Origin of the sequence: Patulibacter minatonensis DSM 18081, assembly GCF_000519325.1 — a bacterium.
GTDB lineage: Bacteria > Actinomycetota > Thermoleophilia > Solirubrobacterales > Solirubrobacteraceae > Patulibacter > Patulibacter minatonensis.
Genome location: NZ_KI912613.1, coordinates 3253107 through 3268658 on the forward strand (window position 1 = coordinate 3253107; position 15552 = coordinate 3268658).

The window sequence follows — 15552 nt, forward strand, 5'->3', positions numbered from 1 at the left end:
CTGGGTGTCTGTCCGCAGGTCGGACGGACTCCCGGGGGCGACAGGCTTCGACGCGGTCGGTTCGCGGGGGTGATGGCGAGCCGAGGTGCGGGAGGCCTCGTAAAACACCCGCACAACACACACATGCGGACTCTCACGAGTACGCCCTCGCTGCCTAGCACACACTAGGTAGGTGAGGTATCGGGCCTCGCTCGCCGGCGGCGGGGGTCCCCGGTATCAACTCAGCCGGATCACCTTGCGCGGACGCCCTCGTCGCGCCGGGGACATCTTCAGGAGGGCTGGCGCTCCCGACGTGGGTCGACGGGACCGACGGAGCGCGAGACCAAGACACGCCGACTACGCTCGTAGATGTCGCCCTTGGCGCGATCGCGGACGCGGGTTCAACTCCCGCCGTCTCCACCTCCGAGCACCGGCCCCCGCAAGGGGGCCGGTGTCGTTCTCGGGGGATCGTCAGGCGGTCAGTGCCCTCCGCGCGTGCGGCGGCCCCAGCGCGTGGAGCTCCTCGTCGATCTCCTCCATCGCGTGCTCCAGGCGGAGCATGGTCGCGACCACGTCCCGCGCGCCCGACCGGATGGCCGCGATCACGTTGACGTCCTCGCCCGCACGCGTGCACGCGATGATGCGCGCGTCCGGGTCGACGTCGGTGATCCGGCGCATCGCGACGATGCCCGCGAGATCCTCCATCGCGACGTCGATCGCGCAGACGTCGGGTCGCAGCACGCGGTAGTGCGCCACCGCGTCCTCCGGTCCCGACGCCTCGCCGACAACGTCGTGCCCGGCGCGTCGCAACCGCTCGGTCACCACCCTCCGCGCGTCCAGCACGTCCTCAACCACGAGTACCCTGGCCAAAGAACCACGTCCTCTCGTCTCGTCCATGAGTGCGCGGCTTCCACCACGCGACGACGTCCATCCATGGGGTCGTCGGTCGGGGAATCGGCCGGACGCAGGCGAACGCCCACGTGGATCCAACGGTCGTCTAGCGGGTGATCCCTGGCGCCTCGGCGGTCGGTGGGGACCCCTATGGTGGGCCCATGGACGTCCGACGCCGCGCGGTCGCCGCGGCCGTCGTCGGCGTCGTGGCGACGTTGCCCTTCGCCGTCGGGGCGCTCGCCACCGACGACGTCGTCGCGGGTGGCCCTGCGACGTGGACCGCCGTGCCCGCGGGGGCGCCGGCCCCCGGGGTCGCCGCGCTCGCTCCCGGCGTCGCGGGCGTCGCCGGCGGGATCGCGGGCGGCCTGGCGGGCACGGTGGGCGCGGCCACGGCCGGCGTCCCCGGAGCGACCGCCGTCGGATCGGTCGCGGAGGCGGTCGTCCCGGCGCTGCTGCCTCGGACGCCCGCCCGGTCCGCCGTGCTGCGCCGGGTCCGGGCGGCCGTCGAGGACGTCGTCGGCGCCGACGGGTCGCGGTACGACGCGAAGGACGACACCGGCGCGAACCTCGAGGGGCTCAAGATCGCGGCCGCCGGAGCGCCGGGGACCCCCGGGGCCGGGTCGTCCGGCGGGTCCGCGTCCGCGCGCCCGCGCTACGTCGGCGTCTACCACCACCGGGTCGGGCGGGACTTCGTGGTCGCGGTCGCGGTCAGCGACGACCTGCGGACGTGGCGGCGCGTCCGGACGCTGCAGCACCGGGCGTCCCAGCCGACCCTGCGGCGCCTCGCCGACGGCTCGTGGCTGACGGCGTGGGAGCAGGAGCCCCGCAACCACGTCCGGCTGCGCCACGCCGCGACGCTCGACGCGCTCCTGGCGGGGCGGTTCGACGCGACGTTCGACGCGCCACTCACGCTCGCCCCGACGGCCGAGGGGACGCCCGACATCCGGGACGTCCGGCTGGGGGACGGCATCGCGGACTCCACGATCGAGGTCGGCTTCCACTACTACCGCGCGGGGGACGTCGACCGCGAGGCCGTCGCGACGCTGACGGACTTCCGGCACTGGACCGCCAGGCCGCGGCCCGATCTGGACCGCGCACTGTGGGCGCAGGGGCTGCGCGGCAACTTCGGCGACCGCGACACGTTCGCCTGGGGCGGGACCCGCTTCGAGGTCGTCGAGGGCCAGGGACGGAAGGGCGACTGGGGATCGTGGCGGACGACGCTGCGCGACCTCGGGACGGGGGAGACCGTGCCGCTGCGCATGCGCGCCCGGTTCGGGCAGACGTCGTTCGGCAACCCGACGGTCTCGGTGCTGCCCGGTCCGCGGGGCGGGACCGTGCTGTTCACGACGGCGTTCGTCTTCGGGCCGGGGGCGCCGCGTGGCGCCGGGGAGCTCCTCAGCTGGCGGCGCGTGCGGTGACCGTCGCGCGGCGCGCGCACAGGAGCGCGCCGGCCGGCATCACGACCAGCGCGACGGTCGCGACCGCGAAGAACGCCGAGCCCCCCGCGTAGCCCGCGACCCCCGCGAGCCCGAACGCCGCCGCCCAGCAGGCGACGTGGGCGACCCGCGACCAGCGGAACGGCCCGGCGATCCAGCGGACCGCCGCCGCCTGCCACAGCGCCTGGCAGGCGAGCGCGATCGCCGAGGCCGCGGCCTCCGACGTACCGAGCAAGACGACGCTCGCCGTGTAGCCGAGGACCGCGACCGCGCACCCCAGGAGCAGCGCGAGGAGCAGGCCCGCGATCCGTGGCGTCAGGAGCGCGACGGGGTCGAGCGTGCGGACGGTGTCCATCGGCGTGCATCGTAGTGTGGTCCGCGCCGGCCGCAGCCAGTAGGGTCCTGCCGCGTTGCGCGCGAAGGTGCTGTCCGGGGGGCTCATCGTCGTCGTCCTGCTGGTCTGGGGCGCCGGCGTCGCCGTCGCGCTCCGTGGGACGTGGTCGTCGCTGCACCGGCCGGCACGCCACGCGCTGGACGTCACGGGGCCGACGCGCACCGCCGTGGACCGCGCGATCGCCGCCGCCGAGCCGTTCATCGACGGGCTCTACGCGCCGCGGGAGGACGGCACCGCGGTGGTCTCGGAGTACTACGCGCTCCCCGTCCGGGCCCGGTTCCAGGGCAGCACGCGGTGGCAGCTGCTCGGGAGCGGCGAGAACCGGGTGCGCCGGTCGTCGTCGGCGTCGTCCGTCGAGGTCGGCTTCGCGACGTTCCGCCAGGGACGGGCGTCGCTCACCGGGCTGCTGGGGATCGACTGGCGGGCCACCACCCGGGACGCGGCGATCGTCTTCACGCCGCTCTCGGTGTCCGGGACCGGCCGGGTCGAGCTGGCGCTCCAGGGCCGCCGGCTCCTGCGCGTGGGGCCCGGCGACGGCGGCCGGCGCCTGGAGGCCGTCGTGCCGATCCGGGACCGGACGCTGTTCCGGTCGCACCGGTTCACGATCCGGCACGCCACCAACGACGGCGAGCAGTACGCGCTCTACCGCGGGCAGCGGGAACGGGCTCGACGCCTGGGGGCGGCCTCGCGCGCCGGCGGCTTCCCCGCCGGGCGGGACGTCTACGGGCCGATGTGGGACGCCTCGCGGCGCTGGCCGGACGACCTGCCGTTCACGTCGGCCGCCTACGCCGACTGCCAGGATCCGCTGCCGGAGGACGCCTACGGCTACGAGTACCGGTCGAAGACCTGCAGCCTGCCGTCACGGACCTACCTGCTGCTCTCGAGCTTCGACCCGCTCGCCCGGATGCTGCAGGGGCTGCACGTGCTGGAGCGGCACGGGGACCCGGGCCACCCGTATCGCGACCGCGACCACCTGCGGGTGACGCTGCGCGGCGAGATCGGGCGGTGGGAGTCGCTGTTCCGGCGGCAGGACGGGATGCCGCGGTGCTCGCCGCTGGGGTGCGACGAGACGTGGAGCTCCGGGGTCCGGACCGCCGTCTTCGGCGCGCTCGAGACCGAGCTCGGCTACGTCCAGGGCGACCGGGTCAGCCGCAGCTACGCGGATCGCGCCGCCGAGGTCGTCCTGTCGAGCCAGACCGCTCCGGACGGTGCGCTGCGGACCGTGGACGGGCCGTACGTGCAGCCGCTGCAAGCCGGGGGCTTCGCGATCTCCTGGCGGCGGGGGATGGTGCTCGGGTTCTCGTCGAAGTTCGTCGCCCAGAAGCAGGACGACGTCGTGCAGGACCTGGCGATGCCGAAGGAGTACGACGGCTTCGTGGCGTCGAACGCCGAGACCTCGATGGCGGCCTACGCGTTCCTCGTGCGGTACCGGTGCCGGCGGTTCGGGGCGGGCTGCACGGGCCAGTTCGCCCGACCCGTGCAGGTCGCGCGTCGGTGACGTGGGCCGCGGGACCCGCGCCGACCGTCCGGACGCTCCCTCCGGCGTCGGGGCGGACGCCGTCGGGTCGACCGACCCGCGCGACGTGCCTACCGGCGGATCGTCAGGCCCGTCCGGACCTGCTGGGCCGCGCCGCCCGCGGGCGCGAAGGCGACGGTCACCGAGATCCGGCGGCTGGATCCACCCTTCAGGAGCTTCTTCCCCTTCGCCGAGGTCGTCGGCCGGACGGCGATCCGGCCTGAGGACAGCGCCGTCGCCGAGCCGGTGGCGACCGTGCGCGACCCGACGCGGATCGTGACCGTCATCCGGCCGGCGCCCGGGGCGGCGTAGGTCGTGGCGGGCAGCCGCGCTCGCAGCTTCTTCAGGCCGTGCGACCGGAGGACCTTCAGGAGCGCGGCGCTGCTGGTGCGCAGGGGGGTGAGGACCTGGGCCTTGGTGAGCGCCGCCGGCTTCGCGGCCGGGGCGGGCGTGGTGCTCGTGCCGCCGGCGGTGCCACCGGCCGACGCCGTGCCGCCGCTCGTCCCCGGCGCCGGGGTCACCGGCGTCGTGGTCGGGGTCGTCGCGGTCGTGGTCGGTGTCGTTGCGGTCGTCGTGGGTGTGGTCGGGGTGGTGGGCGTGGTCGGCGTCGTGGGGGTCGTCGGAGTCGCCGGCGTGGTCGCGGGGGTCCAGGTCGCCGGGGCGGTCGTCGTCGGCGTTCCGGACTCGCCCGTGTTCGAGGCGACGGCGACCGTGAACGACTGGCCGTCGCCGGCGTAGTTCCAGGTGCGCGGGATCGACGAGCCGGACTGCATCGCGCGCGTGTCCGTGTTCGCGACGACCGCCGTCACGCGGGTGTACGAGCCCACGCCCGGCAGGGTCACGGAGACGGGCGTGCCGGTACCGACGACCGCGCGCCGGGTGATCGTGGTGCTGCCGGTGGTCGCGGTCCCGGTGCGACCGACGAGCGCGATCGAGGCGCTGACCCCGTTGGGCACCGTGACCGTGAGCGTCCGGTCCCCGCCGCCGGACGGCGAGACGTTGTAGAGCTGGTAGGCGAGGTGGTCGAGGGTCGGAGTGGCCTGGCCCGAGCCGATGGTGCTCCGGGCGACGTCGATCGCCCCGATCCGGTCGCGGTCGTGGAACCCGGAGTTGCTCGACCGCCACTCCGCCGACGCGGCCGTGAACGCCCCGAACTGCTCCGTCGTGCTCGTCGGTGCCGGACCGGCGAGTGCGAGCCGCGAGTCGATCGCGGCGACGGCGTTGTCGGCCGGACTGACGGACGCCATCCCGGTCCACGCCCTCCGGACGCCGTCGACGCCGAGAGCGCCGTTGTCGGCGAGCCAGTGCACGAAGAGGCTCGTGCCGTAGACCTTGCTGCTCTGGTCGGACTGCGTCGACGTGTCGGACGCGGAGAACGGTCGGAAGGTCGTGATCGGATACGCGGGGACCCGTGCCCACGAGGGGAGGTAGTTCAGCCAGTCGTTCACGTCCGGGTAGACCTGGTCCTCCATCCAGGTGGCCGTTGCCTCGGCGAACCACTGGTCCGCGTACGCGTCGGACGCGTACTGCAGCACGTGGTTGTACTCGTGGGCGGCGGTGACATGCAGCGGGAGCTGCGGGTCGGTGTAGCCGGGGAACTCCGTCGACGAGTAGTCGTTGTCCATCACCATGTAGGCCCTGGCCTGCCGCGACGAGACGTTCTCGGCGGCGGCGTAGCCGAAGATGCCCATGTCGCCGATGTTCCCGACGTAGACGTCGAGCTGGCCGCTCGCGCCGACCCCTCCGCTGCCGCCCGCGGTGCCGTCGCCGACCGGTGCCGGCCACCCCAGCGTCGTGTTCTCGGTGCCGTAGACGACCTCGAACTCGCGCAGCATCGCGTCGACGAAGTCGGGGATGCCGTTCGTGCCGCTCCCGCCCGCGGCGTTCTGCACGTCCGTCGGCGACGGGGCGTTCGTCCCGGTGTCGACCCAGTGGACGCAGAAGCGCGTGTCGCAGGTCAACCGCACCGTGGTGCCGCCGTACGACAGGTACCCGTCGCCACCGGAGTCGGTCGGCCGCGCCAGCAGCCGGTCGGCGCGCTCCCGGCCGTCGGGCCCGAGGTCGTCGGCGCGGGCCGCGAGCTCCCGCAGGACGAGCGTCGCGTCGCGACCGCCGGCGTCCACCGAGCCCGTCGACGGCTCGTCGCGGAGCGCCTCGGCCGCCTGCAGCGCGTCGACGGCGTCGGCGTGGGCCTGTGATTCCGCGGCGCCGGCGGTGGCCGGCGCCGGGCCGAAGAGGGCGAGCGTCGCGACGCACAGCGCGCCGGCGGTGGCCCCCGGCCGGCGTCGTCCTCGTTGTCCCCGCAAGGAACGCATCGGTGGATCCTAGGGGCGCAGGTGTGCCCGGCACCACGATTCTCAGCGAATCCACGGGTAGGGTCGTCCGCATGTCCAGCGCGATCCGGTTCTCGGCCTACGGCGACCCCGACGTCCTCGAGCTCGTCGACGCGCCCGATCCGGTCCCCGGCGAGGGCGAGGTGCTCGTGCGCGTCCGGGCGGCCGGCGTGAATCCCGCGGACTTCAAGCGCCGCAGCGGCCTGTGGTCCGGCGGGAAGGCGCTGGACGCCCCGGCGGGGCTCGGGTACGACCTCGCGGGGGTCGTCGAGGCGGTCGGGTCGGGGGTCGGGACCCCGAAGGTCGGCGACGACGTCTTCGGCACCGGGACGGACACGTACGCCGAGCTCGCGATCGCGACCCCCAAAACGCTCGCGCAGCGACCCGTCGACATCCCGTGGGAGGTCGCCGGCGGCATCGGCGTCGCCGGGCGGACCGCCTACCGCGTGCTCCGGCAGCTCGAGGTCGGGCCGGGCGACACGCTCCTGATCCACGCGGCGGCGGGAGGCGTCGGGATCCTCGCCACGCAGCTGGCGATCGCCTGGGGCGCGACGGTGATCGGGACGGCGGGGTCCGACAACCAGGCGTTCGTGCGCGAGCTCGGGGCGACGCCCGTCCGGTACGGGGACGGCCTCGCCGACCGCGTCCGCGCGGCCGCTCCGGACGGCGTCGACGCCGTCCTCGACGCCTCGGGGCGTGGCGAGCTCGCCGTCTCCGTCGAGCTCGCCGGCGGTCCCGACCGGGTGATCACGCTCGCGGCGAACGACGCGAAGGAGCACGGCGTCCGCTTCTCCGGGAGCGACGAGGGCGTCGACGTCTCCGACGCGTTCCCCGAGCTCGCGCGGCGGATCTCCTCGGGCGACGTCGTCCTCCCGGTCTGGCGGACGTTCCCGCTGGCGGAGGCCGCGGACGCACACCGGGCGAGCGAGGACGGGCACCTGCGGGGCAAGATCGTCATGCTGCCCTGACGGGCCCACATCCCGCCGCCGGACGCCGAGGACGAGGAACCTCACGGCGCCCGTGGCGCGGGTCTAGCCTGGGGCATGGCCGAGCGGACCGAGATCACCTTCCCGTCGGGCGACGCGCACTGCGCCGCCTACCTCTACCGACCCGGGGCGGCGGCGGACGGCGACGTCCCGTGCGTCGTCATGGCCCACGGGTTCAGCGCCACCCGCGACGACCGGCTGCCCGCCTACGCGGAGCGGTTCGCCGACGCCGGGCTGGCCGTCCTGCTCTTCGACTACCGGCACTTCGGCGCCAGCGGCGGCACCCCGCGGCAGCTGCTCGACGTCGGCCGGCAGCACGACGACTACCGCGCCGCGATCGCGCACGCCCGCGCGCTCGACGGCGTCGACCCGGAGCGGATCGCCCTCTGGGGGACCTCGTTCAGCGGCGGGCACGTCGTCGTGGTGGCCGCGGGCGATCCCCGGATCGCGGCGGTCGTCGCCCAGGCGCCGTTCGCGGACGGCATCCCGACGGTGAAGCTCATGTCGCCGAAGAACGTGGCCCGGATGACCGTCGACGGCCTCCGCGACCGGCTCGGCGCGCTCGCCGGGCGCCCGCCCTACCTGATCCCTGCGGTCGCGCCCGCCGGCGGCTACGCGGCGATGACCGCGCCCGAGGCCGTTCCGGGCTTCGACGCGATCACCGCCGGCGACAGCCGGTGGGAGAACGCGTTCGCGGCACGGCTGGCGCTGACGATGGCCCTCTACCGCCCGACCCGCTTCGCCGCGGACATCAAGGCGCCGCTGCTCCTCTGCGTCTGCGACGCCGACCAGACCACGCCGGCCGCCCCCGCCGTGAAGATGGCCGAGAAGGCCCCCCGCGGCGAGGTCGTGCACTACCCGATCGGCCACTTCGAGATCTACCTCGGCGACGCGTTCGAGACGACGGTCGCCGACCAGACGGCCTTCCTGCGGCGGGAGCTGCTGCCCGCCTGACCTCAGGCGCCGGCCGGCGCGAGCGGGGCGAGCTCCGCGGTGCTCGCGCCGTGCAGCTCGTCCGGCAGCCCGAACTCCGCGAAGAGGCGGGTGTCGAGGAAGTTGTGGATCCCGACGATCCGGTCCCCCGCGATCTCGAGGACCGTGATCGACCACGGGACGAAGCGCTCCGGGTCGTCCTCCGTCGGCTTGTAGGACCCGAACGCCGGGCTGCCGTTGGCGGTCGTCGGCACCAGGCGGGACCCGCGGCACGCGGCGCCCTGTCCGCGCATGAACGTGGCGACCTGCTCGGGCCCCTGGACCCAGAGCGCCAGCGGCGGCATCTGGAACGTCGCGTCCTCGTGCAGGAGCGCGACGAGGGCGTCGATGTCGTAGCGCTCGAAGCAGTCGACGTAGCGGTCGACGAGCTCGCGGTCGCCCTCGCCCAGGGCGGTCAGGTTCTCCGACGGCGGGACCGTGTCGAGGGTCGCCCGCGCGCGCTGCAGGGCGCTGTTGACGGACGCGACGGTCGACTCGAGCAGGTCCGCGACCTCGGCGGCGCTCCAGTGCAGCACCGTCCGCAGGACGAGGACCGCCCGCTGGCGGGGCGGGAGGTGCTGCAGGGCCGTGACGAACGCCAGCCGGATCGTCTCGCGGTCCGACGCGATGTCCGCCGGGTCGGCCCCGGACCCGAGGACCCGGACGTCGGGCGCCGGCTCGATCCACACGTTCTCGGCCAGCGGGGCTCCGACGGGGGTCTCGGCGGTCGACGACGGACCGAGGTCGATCGGGCGGGCCCGCTTCTTCGTGCCGTTCAGCGCATCGAGGCAGACGTTCGTCGCGATCCGGTAGAGCCACGACTTCAGCGCCGCGCGCTCCGTCAGCGTCGACGACCGCCGCCAGGCGCGGACCATCGTCTCCTGCACGGCGTCCTCGGCCTCGAACCACGAGCCGAGCATCCGGTAGCAGTAGCCCGTGATCTGCGGACGCAGGGCCTCGAGCTCGAGCTCGAGGCCGGAGGAGGCGGGGGCGCCGGGGACGGCCGGGCCGGTGGGGGGGACGGAACGCGTGGCCATGGGGCCGATCCTAGGGACGGTGTCCACCGTTCACCAGGGACGAATGTCATACGTTCACGACCGCCCGCGGCGTGGGTCCGTGGGCGGGCGACCCACTCGCCCGGTGGCCGTCCTACAGCGCGAAGCCCCCGGTGCCGTCGAGCTCGACCGGACCGTCGATCGGGTCGCCGTCGAGGAGGCGTCCGAGCGCCGCGGCGTCCTCGCTCTTCCCGAACGCGCGCCGGCCGTCGGCGTCGAGCGCCACGACGCTGCCGACGGCCGGGGTGCCCTCGCGGTCGAAGCCGGCGGTGAACGTCTCGACGGTCCACGTGCCCGAGGGCGCCGCTGCGACCTCGCGGGTCGGGGTGGCGTCGACCACCGCCTGGACGTCGTGGTGGGCGTACGGCACCGACGGCGGCGTCGCCGACAGGAGCGCCAGGCCGTGCTTGGTCAGGTACCAGCCGACGGCGCTGGCGAGGGCGAGCTCGTCGGGCCGCTCGCGGGCGCGGTCGGCGAGCGTCGCGATCGAGTGCGTGACGTAGTTGTTCGCCGGACCGCCGAAGAGCGCGAGACCGCCGGTGACGCTCAGCGGCCGGGCGGGGTTGTCGACGACGAAGCCGAGCTCGTTCGCGCCGACCTGCACGGCGCACGGGAAGCAGGAGTAGAGGTCGACCAGTGCGACGTCGTCGGCCGTCGTCCCGGTGTGCCCGAAGAGCGCCTCGCCGGACGCGCGGATCGCGGGGGAGCGGTCGAGGTGCTCGCGCTCGCCGACGAACCAGTGGTCGGACGCCGCGGCCGTGCCGTGCACGAAGACCCAGCGGTCGCGCGGGATGCCGGCGGCCTCTGCGGCCTCGACGCTCGTCACCAGGAGCATCGCGGCCTGGTCCACGCCGATGTCGGCGTTCATGAAGCGCGTGTACGGGTCGCTGATCAGGCGGTTCCTCGGCCCCGGCGTCGCGAGCTCCTCGGCGGTCATCGGGGCGTCGATCCAGCCCTGCGGGTGCTCGGCCGCGAGCGTGCTGTACCGGGACCACCACTCGCCGATCCACGCGCGCTGCTCGGCCGTGCTGCGGCCGGCAGCGTGCCGCAGGCGGTGCTCGAACAGCGGGTAGTACGAGACCGGGAACGCGAGACCGGCGGCGAGCTCGGCCTCGTGCGACGGCGGGCGGTCCGTGCCGAGGACGCGGGTCGGCGCGGTGCCCTCGGGCTGCTCCTCCCAGCCCGTCCGGCCGCCCGACATCATCGCGGTGCGGAACGCCGTGCCGACCTCGCCGCCGCCGAGCAGCGCGACGTCGAGCTCGCCGGCCGCGATCCGCTGCGCGGCGTCGGCCAGCAGCGCGACGGGGCTGTTCCCGCCGATCACCGTGCGGACCGTCTCGCGCGGGGAGATCCCGAGCTCGCGCGCGAGGAGGGCGCCCGGATCGGGGACGGGCCAGCAGAAGATGTCGACGATGCCGACCGACTCCGCCTTCGCCAGCAGCGCGTCGCCGCCCGGGCCGGCGTCGGCCGCGGCGGCACGCGACGCCTCGACCATCAGGTCCAGCGGGGTCCGGGTCGTGCGCTCGCCCTTCGCGGGCCGGTCGGAGACCTGCCCGGTGCCGACGAGGACGGGGGTGCGCGGGTCGATCGTGCTCACGCGCACATCATGCCGTGCGAGAGCGAGAGGTGCCACGTCCTACTTCCGGATCCGGAGTTGGCGCGCAGACGCTCGGCCGATGCAACGTGGGGGCAACGGTGCCGGGCGTACGTTCGTCCCACTGACGAGGGTGCGGCGACGACGCCGTCCCCGTCCGAACCACCACCCACGGAGCACCCATGGCCACCGCCACCGTCACCCCCGGCACCCACGCCAGCGCCTTCCTGTCCGGCACGAAGCAGCTGATCATCGACGGGGAGCACGTCGACGCCGCCGACGGCGGGACGTTCGAGACGATCGATCCGGGCACCGGCGAGGTGCTCACCTCGGTCGCGCACGGCAAGAAGGAGGACGTCGACCGCGCCGTCCGGGCCGCCCGCAAGGCGCTCGACGGACCGTGGAAGACGATGACCCCGTCCGAGCGCGGCCGGATCATCCACCGCCTCGGCGACCTGATCATGGAGCACGTGGACGAGCTGGCCGAGCTCGACTCGCTCGACAACGGCAAGGCGAAGGCCGTCGCCGCCGCCGCCGACGTCCCGCTGGCCGCGGATCTCTTCTGGTACATGAGCGGCTGGGCGACGAAGCTCCGTGGCTCGACGGTCCGCCCGTCGCTGCCGTACCTCCCGGGTGAGGAGTTCCACGCCTACACGACGAAGGAGCCCGTCGGCGTCGTCGGCCAGATCATCCCCTGGAACTTCCCGCTGCTCATGGCCGCATGGAAGATCGGCCCGGCGCTGACCACCGGCTGCACGATCGTCCTGAAGCCCGCCGAGCAGACGCCGCTGTCGGCGATCCGCCTCGGCGAGCTCGCCCTCGAGGCCGGCGTGCCCCCCGGAGTCCTGAACGTCATCACCGGCTTCGGCGACGCCGGCGCGGCGCTGGCCGAGCACGACGACGTCGACAAGGTCGCCTTCACCGGCTCGACCGAGGTCGGCAAGCTCATCGCGCAGGCCGCGGGCAAGACGAACCTCAAGCGCGTCTCGCTCGAGCTCGGCGGCAAGAGCCCGAACATCGTCCTCGGCGACGCCGACGTCCCGTCCGCCATCGCGGGCGCGGCCAACGGCATCTTCTTCAACCAGGGCGAGGTCTGCACGGCCGGCTCGCGTCTCTACATCCAGAACGACCTCTTCGACGAGGTCGTCCAGGGCGTCTCCGACGCGGCGAACAACATCAAGGTCGGCCACGGCCTGCAGCCGGACACCGAGATGGGCCCGCTCGTCTCCTCCGAGCAGTTCGACCGGGTCACGGGCTACCTGAAGATCGGCTCCGACGCGGGCTCCCGCGCGGTCGCCGGCGGCAACGCGATCGACGGGAAGGGCTTCTTCGTGCAGCCGACCGTCCTCGTCGACACCACCGACGACGCGCGCATCGTCCGCGAGGAGATCTTCGGTCCGGTCGTCGTCGCGATGCCGTTCCAGGACGTCGACGAGCTGGCGGCCAAGGCCAACGACTCGGTCTACGGCCTGGCCGCCGGGATCTGGACCAAGGACCTCTCCAACGCACACAAGCTGGCGGCGCGGATCAAGGCGGGCACGGTGCACGTCAACACGTACCACATCTACGACGCCGCGCTGCCCTTCGGCGGCTACAAGCAGTCGGGCTGGGGCCGCGAGATGGGCGAGGAGGTCCTGAGCGCCTACCAGGAGACGAAGTCGGTGATCGTCCAGCTCTGACACTGATGCGGGCCCCGCCCCGAGCGTCGCGGGACGGGGCCGCGCCGGACCGCGGCGAGGCTCGGGGCACCCGCAGGTGCCGCAGCCTCGGCGGCCGCGCTTCGGTTGCGCGGGACCTGATGAAGGACGACGACGGCGGGCCCTCGGGTCCGCCGTCGCCGCGTGTCGGGTCATCACGATGCGCGTAGGATCGGACGATGAGCGCCGTGGAGGGCACCGAGGACGTCCGCGAGCGGATCGCGTCGCTGCCGTCCGAGCTCGGCGCCGTCCTGCGCCCGGTCCTGCCGTCGGTCGCGGACGAGATCCTCGTCGCCATCCGGGCCGAGGTGCCCGAGTACCGCCGGCCGTTCCAGGGCGAGTTCGGCCGGATCGTCCGCCGCGGCGTGGAGTTCTCGCTCGGGGAGTTCGTGGCGTTCGTCGAGGACCCCGACCGCGCGTCGCAGAACGACCAGATGATCGAGGAGCTCGGCCGGGGTGAGGTCCGCGCCGGACGCACCCTCGACGCCCTGCAGTCGGCGTACCGGACCGGCGCGCGCGTGGCCTGGCGCCGGTTCGCCGACGTCGCGCGCGAGGGCGGCGCCGACACCGCCGTCCTGGTGCCGCTGGGGGAGGCGATCTTCGCCTACATCCACCGGCTCGCCGGGCTCTCGGTCACCGGCTGGGCGCACGAGCAGTCCCTCCGCGCGGGCGCGACCCAGCGGGCGCGGGACACGCTGGTCCGGCTCGTCGTCGCGGACCGCGGGACGGCCGACCTCGATGCCGCCGCGGCCGAGCTGCAGTGGTCGCCGCCGACCCGGCTGGCCGTCGTCGTCGCACCGGGCGCCGAGGGTCCGGGCGACCTCCTGCGGATCGATCCGCGCGTCGTGGCCGCCGTGGTCGACGGCGTCGCGGTCGGGCTCGTCCCCGCCCGCGGCGTGCTCCCGCGCGCGACGGCCGCGCTGGCCGGGACCGCGGCCGTCGTCGGCCCGGTCGTCGCGTGGGAGGACGTGACGCGCTCGCACCGCCGCGCGAGCACCCTCGCCGGGCTCGTCGCGACCGGCCGCGTCGCCGCGGGGGAGGGGCCGGTGCTCGCGGCGGACCACCTCACCGACCTCGTCGTCCACGGCGACGGCGAGGCCGCCGACGACCTCGCCGACGGGGTCCTCGGACCGCTCGACGCCGAACCCGACGGTCGGCGGCAGCGGCACCTGGAGACCCTCCGCGCCTGGCTCGACCACCGCGGCCACGGCCCACGCATGGCCGAGACGCTGCACCTGCACCCGCAGACCGTCCGCTACCGGATGGCCCGCCTGCGGGAGACGCTGGAGGTCGACCCCGAGGACGCGGACGCACGGTTCGCGCTGGAGCTGGCGCTCCGGCGGCGCGGGGTGCGAGGGGGGTGAGGGGTTCGACGCTCGAGGTGCGAGCCCGACCGTCGAAGACCGGGTCGTGACGCGAAGGCGCTTGTGCCTGGGCTCGTGCGCCAGATTGATCCGCCATCAGGCGGATCTTTGTGCCGTTCGTCCCGCAGCGGATGGCGCACTCCCTACGCTCTCCCCGATCCCCCGACGGTGACGAGGCCACATGCTTCCGGTACGGACGGCGCACTCTTGCGCCGCGTATCGAGCACGGTTGCCGCCCGTTCCTACCAGCACACGACAACACCCGAGGGAACCGATGAACATCCGCACACGTCTGGTCGCCGGCTTGGTGGCAGGTGCAGCTGCAGCCGCTGCCGCAGGGCCTCCGACGGCCGGCGCCGCCGGCTACGGGAACGTCTACCTGAGCTTCGGTCGGACGATCTGCACGCAGGCCGGGGCAGGAGGCAAGGTGATCGGTATCCAGGGTGCGGTCGGGAACACGTGGAGCACCCCGGGTGACTTTGGTGACAACATCGTCTACCCGAGGGTGACCCTCGGGGCGGACAACGTCTTCAACGGGGTCGTCTACTGCGGACGCCTGGGCCAGCGCCTTCCGATCAACGTGGTCGACAAGCATTTCCGTCCGAAGCGCACGGGCCAGAAGATCCACATCAATTCGGTCTACTGATCCTCCGACTCCCGGAGGCTCGTCGTCTTTCGCGAGCCCGTGGCGTTCTGACAGGCGGTCGGGTTCGTCCGCCCCTCACCGCACCCGGAAGGTCGCGTCCCCGACCGCCTGGTAGATCCCGAGGTCGCCGAGCTCCAGGACGTCGTCCCAGGTGAGCTGCGCCTCGACGGGGCGGCGCTGCTCGTCGGCGACGGTCTCCTCGCTCATCACGACGTGCGCGGTCCAACGGCCGCGGCACCAGCGGCGGCTGCGGACGGCCGAGGGACGGACCCGGATCGTCGCGACGGTCCGGGCACCGGAGCCCGAGTACGTGGCGAGGGGACTACGGACGACGCGGCTGCAGGCCCCGCGGGCGCCGTCCGGCGGGACGAGCGCGGCGAGCATGCCGCCACCCGTCTTCGCCCATGTCCGTGCCTGCTCGGCGGCGGTCCCCCGGATCTTGATCGTCACCGTGCCCGACGTCCGCACCGTCGAGGGGGTCGGGGCCGCCAGGCGGGGGACGTCGGGCGAGCCCGGGGCGGGCGGGGTCGTCTCGACGGGATCGGCGGGCCGCCCGGTGGCGGTCCCGTCCGTGCCCGTCCCGGACGTGCCGTCGGTCGACCCGGAGGCCGATCCGACGGCGACGCCGGGCGCGCCTGCGCCGGGCGCGGCGGACGTGCCGGCCGCGGGCGTCGGCGTGCCGGACGACC

The 15552-nt window shown here is 74.3% G+C and carries 12 protein-coding genes, 1 other RNA gene and 1 pseudogene; 8 read left to right on the plus strand and 6 right to left on the minus strand.

Annotation, left to right across the window (positions count from 1 at the left end):
• Positions 1-33 precede the first annotated feature (33 nt).
• Positions 34-402, plus strand: a transfer-messenger RNA (tmRNA) gene (gene ssrA / locus PATMI_RS35980).
• Positions 403-450: 48 nt separating this feature from the next.
• On the opposite strand, the gene PATMI_RS30435 is transcribed toward ssrA, so the two are convergent.
• The gene (locus PATMI_RS30435; RefSeq protein WP_169738378.1) at positions 451-834 is read right to left on the minus strand and encodes a response regulator; all 384 of its coding nucleotides are present in this window, start codon (positions 832-834) and stop codon (positions 451-453) included.
• A gap of 197 nt (positions 835-1031) precedes the next feature.
• Between PATMI_RS30435 and PATMI_RS30440 the strand changes: the two genes are divergently transcribed.
• The gene (locus PATMI_RS30440; RefSeq protein WP_051471724.1) at positions 1032-2288 is read left to right on the plus strand and encodes a hypothetical protein; all 1257 of its coding nucleotides are present in this window, start codon (positions 1032-1034) and stop codon (positions 2286-2288) included.
• Here PATMI_RS30440 and PATMI_RS0115040 read toward each other — a convergent pair.
• A complete protein-coding gene (locus PATMI_RS0115040) occupies positions 2266-2661 on the minus strand; it encodes a hypothetical protein (protein ID WP_026911482.1) in 396 nt (131 codons plus the stop codon). The genes PATMI_RS30440 and PATMI_RS0115040 overlap by 23 nt on opposite strands.
• 55 nt (positions 2662-2716) lie before the next feature.
• On the opposite strand from PATMI_RS0115040, the gene PATMI_RS0115045 reads away from it, so the two are divergent.
• Entirely contained in the window at positions 2717-4198 is a 1482-nt protein-coding gene (locus PATMI_RS0115045) for a hypothetical protein (RefSeq protein ID WP_026911483.1), read from the plus strand.
• 89 nt (positions 4199-4287) lie between these two features.
• Here the strand turns inward: PATMI_RS0115045 and PATMI_RS36760 are convergent, their stop codons facing one another.
• Positions 4288-6531: an MXAN_6640 family putative metalloprotease gene (locus PATMI_RS36760; RefSeq protein WP_026911484.1), complete on the minus strand. Its 2244-nt coding sequence runs from the start codon at positions 6529-6531 to the stop codon at positions 4288-4290.
• 71 nt (positions 6532-6602) lie between these two features.
• Between PATMI_RS36760 and PATMI_RS0115055 the strand changes: the two genes are divergently transcribed.
• Entirely contained in the window at positions 6603-7517 is a 915-nt protein-coding gene (locus PATMI_RS0115055) for an NADP-dependent oxidoreductase (protein ID WP_026911485.1), read from the plus strand.
• A 75-nt stretch (positions 7518-7592) separates the two neighbouring features.
• Positions 7593-8489, plus strand: coding sequence for an alpha/beta hydrolase (locus tag PATMI_RS0115060; protein ID WP_026911486.1), 897 nt, complete (start codon positions 7593-7595; stop codon positions 8487-8489).
• Between the two features lie 2 nt (positions 8490-8491).
• Here the strand turns inward: PATMI_RS0115060 and PATMI_RS30445 are convergent, their stop codons facing one another.
• Together PATMI_RS30445 and PATMI_RS30450 are read right to left on the minus strand one after the other, a co-directional pair.
• A complete protein-coding gene (locus PATMI_RS30445) occupies positions 8492-9544 on the minus strand; it encodes a sigma-70 family RNA polymerase sigma factor (RefSeq protein ID WP_084269975.1) in 1053 nt (350 codons plus the stop codon).
• Positions 9545-9656: 112 nt separating this feature from the next.
• A complete protein-coding gene (locus PATMI_RS30450; RefSeq protein ID WP_036725928.1) occupies positions 9657-11159 on the minus strand; it encodes a hypothetical protein in 1503 nt (500 codons plus the stop codon).
• A gap of 179 nt (positions 11160-11338) precedes the next feature.
• On the opposite strand from PATMI_RS30450, the gene PATMI_RS0115075 reads away from it, so the two are divergent.
• From PATMI_RS0115075 to PATMI_RS36765, 3 genes are all read left to right on the plus strand, one after another.
• Entirely contained in the window at positions 11339-12835 is a 1497-nt protein-coding gene (locus PATMI_RS0115075; RefSeq protein WP_026911487.1) for an aldehyde dehydrogenase family protein, read from the plus strand.
• A 197-nt stretch (positions 12836-13032) separates the two neighbouring features.
• Entirely contained in the window at positions 13033-14217 is a 1185-nt protein-coding gene (locus PATMI_RS30455; RefSeq protein ID WP_051471726.1) for a PucR family transcriptional regulator, read from the plus strand.
• A 274-nt stretch (positions 14218-14491) separates the two neighbouring features.
• On the plus strand, positions 14492-14863 hold the full coding sequence (locus tag PATMI_RS36765) for a hypothetical protein (RefSeq protein WP_157260787.1): 372 nt from the start codon (positions 14492-14494) through the stop codon (positions 14861-14863).
• A 75-nt stretch (positions 14864-14938) separates the two neighbouring features.
• Here PATMI_RS36765 and PATMI_RS37525 read toward each other — a convergent pair.
• Positions 14939-15552, minus strand: a pseudogene (locus PATMI_RS37525) (hypothetical protein); the annotation flags it as partial.

What these genes read in the sequence shown, in the direction of transcription:
- PATMI_RS30440 (WP_051471724.1), top strand. Translation starts at nt 1,032, where the DNA reads ATGGACGTCCGACGCCGCGCGGTCGCCGCGGCCGTCGTCGGCGTCGTG.
- PATMI_RS0115040 (WP_026911482.1), bottom strand. Translation starts at nt 2,661, where the DNA reads ATGGACACCGTCCGCACGCTCGACCCCGTCGCGCTCCTGACGCCACGG.
- PATMI_RS36760 (WP_026911484.1), bottom strand. Translation starts at nt 6,531, where the DNA reads ATGCGTTCCTTGCGGGGACAACGAGGACGACGCCGGCCGGGGGCCACC.
- PATMI_RS0115055 (WP_026911485.1), top strand. Translation starts at nt 6,603, where the DNA reads ATGTCCAGCGCGATCCGGTTCTCGGCCTACGGCGACCCCGACGTCCTC.
- PATMI_RS0115060 (WP_026911486.1), top strand. Translation starts at nt 7,593, where the DNA reads ATGGCCGAGCGGACCGAGATCACCTTCCCGTCGGGCGACGCGCACTGC.
- PATMI_RS30445 (WP_084269975.1), bottom strand. Translation starts at nt 9,544, where the DNA reads ATGGCCACGCGTTCCGTCCCCCCCACCGGCCCGGCCGTCCCCGGCGCC.
- PATMI_RS0115075 (WP_026911487.1), top strand. Translation starts at nt 11,339, where the DNA reads ATGGCCACCGCCACCGTCACCCCCGGCACCCACGCCAGCGCCTTCCTG.
- PATMI_RS30455 (WP_051471726.1), top strand. Translation starts at nt 13,033, where the DNA reads ATGAGCGCCGTGGAGGGCACCGAGGACGTCCGCGAGCGGATCGCGTCG.
- PATMI_RS36765 (WP_157260787.1), top strand. Translation starts at nt 14,492, where the DNA reads ATGAACATCCGCACACGTCTGGTCGCCGGCTTGGTGGCAGGTGCAGCT.